A 297-nucleotide genomic window follows, 5' to 3' on the forward strand; every position below is an offset into this window, starting at 1 on the left:
GTTGTAATGCAGTAATGGTAAATTGGTGTGGCTCATCTTGTGAGATCGAAACTACACGAAATTTCATCGTCGCTAAATCTTGTGCATCAATCACCCATACATTTTGTGGGGCAACACTATCAAATGCTGATACTACAGTAACAACTCGACCAGCAATACTTGATACAACTCGTGCTTGTGCCTTTCCATTCTCGCCATTAACAACTAGACGGTCACCAGCTCGGCATACAACATCATCACGATCTAAGGTGATTTGTTTTAAATCAGCACTGACTGAAGAAATACGCCCACCATTTG

1 protein-coding gene is annotated in these 297 nt (G+C 41.8%); it reads right to left on the reverse strand.

What is annotated here, in order from left to right; translation table 11 throughout:
* Window positions 1-297, reverse strand: a 297-nt coding sequence (locus tag ACG9ZL_RS21240) for a hypothetical protein (protein WP_419361914.1), incomplete at both ends; no start/stop codon positions are given.

Origin of the sequence: Acinetobacter legionensis, from assembly GCF_048551735.1 — a bacterium.
Taxonomy (GTDB): domain Bacteria; phylum Pseudomonadota; class Gammaproteobacteria; order Pseudomonadales; family Moraxellaceae; genus Acinetobacter.